The sequence below is a fragment of the Streptomyces sp. NPDC102274 genome (assembly GCF_044766385.1).
Classification (GTDB): Bacteria; Actinomycetota; Actinomycetes; order Streptomycetales; family Streptomycetaceae; genus Streptomyces.
The window spans coordinates 1-7,822 of record NZ_JBIWLW010000091.1 but is presented as its reverse complement, the minus strand read 5'-3'; the positions used below and the strand labels follow the sequence as shown (position 1 = coordinate 7,822).

Sequence of the window (7,822 nt, the reverse complement as noted above, 5' to 3'; positions counted from 1 at the left end):
GGTGGAGCTGATCGTGGAGAGGGTGTGCGGTTGTGTAAGGCCCTTGCCGGTGACCTGGCGGCCGTATCCGTACGCGTACGTGACGTTCTTGGCGGCGTCGGCTGTGTTGTGTTCGGTGAGGGTGGCGCGGTTGCCGAGCCAGTCGAAGGTGAAGGACTGACGGTAGGCGGTAGCGCCGCTTGAGACCGTCGTGGCGTTGGGAGCGGCGGCGGCCAGTGAGGCGGTCAGTTCCGCGTGGGGGGCGGTGGTGTCCGTGGCTGTGTCGGCGGCGTCGGCCACCGGGCCGCTGGAGGGGGCGCCGTCGGTGCGGTAGCCCCAGCTGCTGCCGCTGGAGGAGCGGCAGCCGGTTCCCGCGTTGTTGGGGATGACGGTTGAGGTCCAGGCGTGGACCAGTTCGCCCAGTGCGTCGTAGGTGAAGCACTGGTTGTCCCAGGTGTCGCCGGTGGCGTCGGTGAGCTTGCGGGCGTTGGAGGTGATGGTGCCCGCGGTGTTGTAGGAGTAGTAGTTGTCGGAGATCCGGTGAGTGCCCGCTGTCTCGCGGTCGGTGACGGAGCGCTGGAGGCTTCCGGTGTGCTGGTCGACGAAGTTGGTCGTCCATACCCGTGACGGCTGCGCCCCGCTGACGGTGCGCAGTGCTTCGCCGTAGGGGGAGTAGGTGACGTCGGAGGTGTACCAGTTGACACCCGAGGTGGATTCCGGCAGGCCGTCGGTGTCGTAGCGGGTGACGACCTTCTCGCGGGCCAGGCCGCCCTTCGCCGGGAGGGTGACCGACAGCGGCTTTCCGGTGGGGGTGTAGGTGTAGGAGTAGGCGTAGGTGCCGGACAGTCCGGCGGTCATCGCGTGGGCGGGGATGACCGTTTCGCGGCCGGTGGGCCGGTAGTCGGTGTCGTAGCCGGTGATCCGGTTGATGTAGTCGCCGGACGCGTCGTGACGGATCGAGGCGACGGGCAGGCCGACCGCGCCGGACAGGCTGTCGTAGGTGAATTCCTTGACCGGCGGGGCGGTGGACGTGCCTTCGCGGACGGCGGTGGGGCGGCTCAGCTGGTCGTAGTCGGTGTAGACGCTTTTGCCGAGTGCGTCGGTGGTTCTGGTCTTGCGGTCGGCGTCGTCGTAACCGATCGAGGACGTGCCGGTGTCGGGGTCGGTGGAGTCCGTCAGGCGGCCGCGGACGTCGTAGGTGTAGGTCCAGGCGTTGCCGGCCGGGTCGGTGACCTTGGTGCGGTTGCCCCGCGCGTCGTAGGTGTAGTTCGTCGTCCGCCAGGTACCCGTGCCTTCGGGGGTGGTGTAGTGGCGGACCGAGGTGGTCCGGCCCAGGGCGTCGGTGTAGCTCCTGGTGGCCGGGGCGGTCGAGCCGGGGGGATCGACGTAGACGGAGGTGTCGCCGTAGGACGTGTCGGTGGAGTATTTGTAGTCGGCGCCGTGGTAGACCGCTGCCTCGACCGGGCGTTCCAGACCGTCGTACCGGGTCCGGGTCTTGCTCGGTACCAGTGACTCGGATATACGGGCGAAGAGCTTGGTTTCCGGGTCGCCCTTGGCGAGGTAGCCGCTGGTCTGCTCCCGGACCAGGCCGTGGTCGTCGTACTTGGTGTCGGTGACGATCCGGCCGGCCCCATGGGCTTCGCTCTGGGTCTGCACCTCACGCATCAGGCCGTCGTAGAGGGTGACCTGGCGGGCGTAACCTCCGTCGTCTTTCAGGTTTTTGACGGTGACAGCGGCCGGTGTGGTCTCGTCGTCCGTCGCGATGGCCGTCTGGTAGGAGATCTCGGTGTCCGGGGACTTACCGCCCGAGGAGCGGGACGGGGACCAGCCCTTGACCAGGCGTCCGAGCGCGTCGTATTCGCTGCGGGTGACCCGGCCGTTGGTGTCGGTGACGGTCAGGGGCAGGGCGCGGCCCGGATCGTAGGCCGTGGTGGAGCTATGGCCCTTGGCGTTGATGATCTTGACCGAGGTGACGGGTCCGCCGCTGTCACCGGGTGTGTAGACGGTTTCGGAGGTGCCCGTCAGCGGTGCGGTGACCTTTCTGATCCGTCCCAGAGGATCGTAGGTGCTGGTGGTGACCACGGAGTGGGACGTTCCCTCACCGTTGATGTCCGCCACCGAGGTTTCCAGACCCTTGATAGGGGCGGCGCCCCACTCCTGGCCGTCGTAGGAGGTCCGTACCGAGCTGAGCAGTTGCGTCTTCGGGTCCGCGGTGTCGAAGCCGGAACAGGGCGTGGAGGTGGAGCGGGTTTCCTTGGTCTTCCCGATGATCCAGTCGGTGGTGTTGTGGATGTATGCGGTCCGCATGCAGACCTGGTTGCTGACCGACTCGCCGGTGCCATTGGGTTTGACGACCGACATTTCGATCTGGGTGGGCAGCCCGTAGGTGTCTTCCACCGTGGTCTCGCTGCGGACTGTCTGCCAGCCGCTGGTGCCGATCGTCTGGATGGCGTCGGCGCGCGCCACCCAGGTGCGGTGGGCGAGCAGCGGGTCGAGGTCTGTGCCGTCCTCGGCCTCGCGGGCGCGGGACGCGGTCTGCTTGGACTTCGGGAACGTCAGGGCGCGCTTGAGGAGGCGTCCCTCGGAGTGCTCGTAGGTGAGAGTCTCCGCCGCCATTCCGGCGAACTGCGGCGCGTCATCAGCGACCAGTTCCACCGTGCCCGCGGAGTCCTTCACCGCGCCGCCCGTGCCCTGGAAGAAGCGCGTGACGGAGTACGAATCCGATGTCGGACCGCCCTGCTGGGAAAGGGACTTGCTGCCCTTGCTGGTGGCGACCTGCCGATAGCCGCGCCATACGCTGTGGGTTCGCAGCGATGGGCGGGTGAACTCGTCGTCGCTCTTGTCCCAGGCAGGCGAGGTGTATTTGTACGAGGTCACGACGGGACTGCTGTGCGTGGTGACCTTGTCGGACTCGACAACCGAGGCGACGACGTACTTGTTGAACCACGCCTTGGCCGGAGTCTTCTCCTCACCGTCCGGGGACCAGCGCACCGGGTAGCAGGTGGTGTTGTCCCTGCCCCTGTCGGTGGCGGGTTCGGCGGAGCAGCCGCCGGTGTACTCCACCTCGATGTCGCCGCCGTTCTCGGTGGCGACGGTTCCGATGCGCGGGCGGGTGAAGCCGGGACGCTTGTCACCCGGGCCCGACGGCACGAGGTTGGGCAACTGACGGTCCTTCAGTCGCGCCCGGAGCGGCGAGGATGAACCCACCGTGTAGTGGGCGAAGCTGACGCCGTCCTTGGACTGGAGGATCCCGGTGGTGTCGCCCGGAGCGAAGCCCCTGCGTGTCAGGGAGTTGAGCCACAAGCCGGGTGACGTGTCGTACCAGTCGGCAGGGAAGGATTGGTGAAGGGTGTACGTGTCGACCTTGCCCAGTGCGGACTGTCCGGCGCGTGCGGCCTTCGTCGTCACCGTGTCCAGGCGCAACTGGGTCCAGAAAGACGGGAACGGAGGGCAGAGTTTCGAGGTGGACGTGCAGTTGAGGTTGCCGGGAGTGTCCCACCAGGGGCGGTAGGCACCGGGGTCGTCGGTCTTGGCGAAGTTCCCCGCGTCGCAGGCGGTGCCCACCTTCAGGCAGCGCTGCTTGACGCCGAACTCGACGGTGGCGGAGGGGTTGGTCAGCTCGGCGGTACGCATCCCGTACTCGATGGACACGGGATAGGCGGCCCGGTCGTAGCCCTCCGGCGACTTGAACTTCTTATTGACCGCGTAGTAGTTGCGCTCCTGCTTCCAGTTGACAACCATCGCGTTGCCATGGACATCGACCACCTTGTCCATGCCCCACTGCCACGCCTGCTGTTTGCCCGCGCCGCAGCGGGAGTCGGCGAAGGCGGCGGCATGGCAGGGCTCTTCGGGGTGGTTGCCGTAGACGGGGACGGAGGAGACCGAGTTGGTGTTCGCGTGGCCGCCGCCCACGGCGTTCAGACCGTAGAAGTACCTCGTGCCGTCGGAGGTGGTGACCTCCCAGTACTCACCGTTGTCGTCGTTGTTGGTGGCACCGGTCTTCAGCTCGACACGGGTTCCGTCGTCATTCTGCGGGCGGTAGACGTCCGTGGAGCCCACCCGGACGAGCTCCGTGGTCCTGCCGTTCAGCGACATCACCGCGTTGTACGACACCCAGCACAGATCGGACGTCTTGTTCGTCTTGGCGGTGTTGTTGGGCGTGCCCGCTGTGAGGGCCTTGGCATCGTCCTTGCAGGCGCGGTAACGCCGCTCGATATGGCCCGGCTCGTAGTTCCATCCCTCGCCGATCCACGATGCCTGCGGTGATGAGACGGCGGTCCTGCCATCCACCTCCTGCGAGTTGTACTCGAAGGAGATGTTGGGGGAGGGGCCGGCCGGTGCCGGGGGGACGGTCAGCGGGTAGGACCAGGTGAAGGAGCCGGAAGATCCGCCGGCCGCCCATTTGCCGCTGGACGCCAGCGGGGTCGCCTTGAACGAACCGCCACTGCCCTCACCGGAGTCGGTGACGCCGAGAACGGCCGTGCTCCCGTCGGCCGCTGCCGCCGCCGGACTGCTGTACCCGGCCTGTACGACGGCTGATCTGCTGTCCTTGGCGGCCGGTGCGGAGGCGGGGGCGACCGTGCCGTCCGCGGCCGGGTCCACCGTCGCGGTGACCGTCGAGGTGCCGGTGTCGTTGACCGTCTCCAGTTCCTCGTACGCCTGGCATTCCTCAAGATCGGGCGTGGTCCGGTAGCACTGGGGGAACTGAACGAAGCGCAGACGCGAGGCCCAGTCGGCGCCGTAGAGGTTCTTGAACTTCTTGTAGTCGAACTGCACCGACACGGGCACCGCTCCGGTGGACGGAGCCTGCACCGTGACCACCGCACCGTCCACGCCCTGCGCCACGGTCTCCGGCCGTCCGTCGACGGTGACCTGCCAGGTACCGGTCGGCGCCGCCTGCCCCGGAGCCTGGCCCAGACTGACCGGCAGGGTCTCGACCGGAGTGGTGGCCGCTCGCACCGCGCTGCCCGTACGCGCGGACGCCGGGTTCGTAGTGGTGTCGAAGTTGAGCAGACCGCTGTCCGCGAGCGGCACGGTGGTCGTGCCTGGAGGAGCCTGCCCGAGATCCTCCGGCGTCTCCGTCCGCAGACTGTCGAGGTTCCTGTTGACGGTCCTGCCCGCCACGGGCTGGTCCTGGTCGAGTTTCTCCAGGACGAGTTCCTCGCGTCCGGTCTTTCCGGGGTCGGGCGGGATGGCCAGTGCCTGTGCGGGCAACAGCGCCACCAGGAGGGCGAGGCCCAGGGTGGGCACCACGGTGTGGCGGACACGGCGCCGTCGACGGCGAGTTTCAGAGAGACGAGACACGCCAGGATCCCCCCGGACCATTCGGCGCGGAACCAGGGCGGGGCCGCACGGGACGTCATGCAAGAACGCGCTGATTCTGTGGGGGACTTGTGGCGAAAGGCTAGAGAGATCGTGATCAAGTGATCATGGTCACGCCGCTTATGGGGGCAAGCGCGTACTCGAACCAGGGAATGCCGTGTGTACGCATGAATGGGATGGTGGCGTCATGTCAGGTGCAATCGGATCTTGCTCTCGGATTGCCGCTTCAGTGCTCAATCTCCCCAGTGAGATGCGTTGATTCGCCTGCTTTCTATCGTTCTGTCGGGCGCTGGAAGGCCGTCGACGGGACGTGGTCAGCGACGGCGCCCCCGGCTGAGGTCAGCTCACGCCCAAGTCCGCCCGGCCTTCCGCAGGGTGACGGCCGGCTACTCATGGGTCATGATCTGCTCGCTCGTCCCGCGTGCTGAGGCCCGCGCGGCGGGCTTCGTCTCTCCGGTTGGCGATTCGCCGTGTGCCGGGGCCGAGGGGGAGGGGTCTCACTCATGTCACCACGCCGGAACCGCCTGCCGGGCCAGCGCACCATTGCCATGGTTTGTGCGGCCGCGATCGCCGCGACCGGACTGACCTACGCGGGGCTTCGCCTCGCCGACTCCGATCCCGGGGCCAAGCCACGTGACCGTACGCCTACTTCATCGGTGAGTGAATCCGACGCCATCACCCGGGCGGCGAAGACCGGCGAGCCTGTCGAGGCCACGTCGCTTCGTACACCCAACTCCACCACCTGGGCACAGCCAGACGGTCTGATGTCCCGCCAGATCCATGTCTCGCCGATCCGCGCCAAGGTGGACGGAGAGTGGAAACCCATCGACCGGTCGCTGCACCGCACCGACCGGGGCTGGGAACCCAGAGCCACCAATACCGGCATGATCTTCTCCGCCGGGACGACAGACAACGGACAGCGCGAGAAGCGTGCGTCGCGTACCACAGTGCGCCGTGTCTCACTCCTCAAGAGCGAGGCCGCGGACGAGGTCGGCAGTCCGCTGGTCACCCTGCACTCCGACGGCCATGACATCCAGCTCACCTGGCCCGGCCCGATCCCCCAGCCCATCATCGACACCAACCGGGCGCTGTACCCCGAGATCATCCCCGGCGCCGACCTGGTGCTCACCGCGGACGACGACGGATTCGCACAGCTCCTGGTGGTGAAGAACCGCGCCGCCGCCTCCGACCCCCGCGTCGCCCAGCTCTCCTACGGCCTGACCTCGCCCACCCTCACCTTCCGCCTGGACCCGGCGTCCGACATCGTCAGCGCCGAGGACACACATGGCGACGAGGTGGCGATGTCCCCGTCCCCGGTAATGTGGGACAACGCGGGCGCCCCGGCCGTCACCGACGGCGAGGTCGGCGCCACCGCACAGCCCACCGCACCCGAGGATCTGCCCTCGGAGAGCGCGACTCCTGACGAGTCGCCCTCGGCCCCGCCAAGCGCCGATCCCGATATCGAGGCCGACGAGCAGAGCGACCCGTACGCCGAGGTACTGCCGTCCGCCAGCGACGAATCCGTCCCGCCCGTCCCCGAGTCGCCACTGCCATCGGCACCAGCCGAGCCGACCCCAGCACCCTCCCAGTCCGGATCCGCCGCCACCCTGTCCCTGCCGGGGCTCGACGGCCCGTCCCCCGACTCCCACGGCGCACTCGTCGATGCTGATCTCTCAGGCGGCAACTGGGTCATCACCCCGGACGCCGACCTCCTGTCCGACCCCTCCACCGTCTTCCCCGTCTTCATCGACCCCTCGGTCAAGAAGCACACCCAGAACTGGACCACCGTCTACAACCGCCACCCCAATGCCACCTTCTACAACGGCAAGGGCTTCAACAAGGCCGGCACGCACGAGGCGAGGGTCGGCTTCGAGTCCGACACCTGGGGCACCTCGCGGTCATATTTCAACATCGACTTCGACAAGTCCCTGAAGGGCGCGGTCATCACCAAGGCCCAGCTGCGCGTCCTGGAAACCTACTCCTGGTCCTGCAGCGACCGTGCCATGAGTGTGCACCTCACGGGCGAGATCGGCGCCAAGACCAACTGGAAGAACGCCCCCAAGCTCCACAACGGCAACAAGATCTCCACGAGAAGCTTCGCCCACGGTTACAAGACCGGCTGCCGCGACGCGTACGAGGTCTTCGACGTCAAGAAAGCCGCCCAGAAGGCGGCGGACAAGGGCGTGGACACCGTTACCTTCGGCATGCGCGCCGTGAATGAGGGTTCTCAGTACTCCTGGAAGAAATTCGCCGCCAACGGCGAGAACGCTCCCGTCCTCGAACTCACCTACAACCGCCGCCCCGGCGCACCCACTTCGCTCGACCTCGGGCCCGACGCCAAATGCACCACCACCGAACCGTACGTCCGGATGGGGGCCGGCGAGATCACCTTCACCGCCTCCGCCACCGACAAGGACAAGAACCTCGACTACCTCGACTTCGACCTGTGGCCCACCGGCAAGTGGGACACCACCGGCGACCTGCTCAAGACCACCGGCAAGAAGTCCGTGGGCGGGAGCCG

At 67.4% G+C, this 7,822-nt stretch carries 2 protein-coding genes; one reads left to right on the top strand and one right to left on the bottom strand.

Annotation, left to right across the window (positions count from 1 at the left end):
- The coding region (locus ACIRQP_RS41555; protein ID WP_403900550.1) for a hypothetical protein at positions 1 to 5,229 on the bottom strand (5,229 nt) is incomplete at its 3' end.
- A 575-nt stretch (positions 5,230 to 5,804) separates the two neighbouring features.
- Here ACIRQP_RS41555 and ACIRQP_RS41550 point away from each other — a divergent pair.
- Positions 5,805 to 7,822 (top strand): DNRLRE domain-containing protein (locus ACIRQP_RS41550; protein ID WP_403900548.1); only part of this gene is annotated, 2,018 nt, incomplete at its 3' end.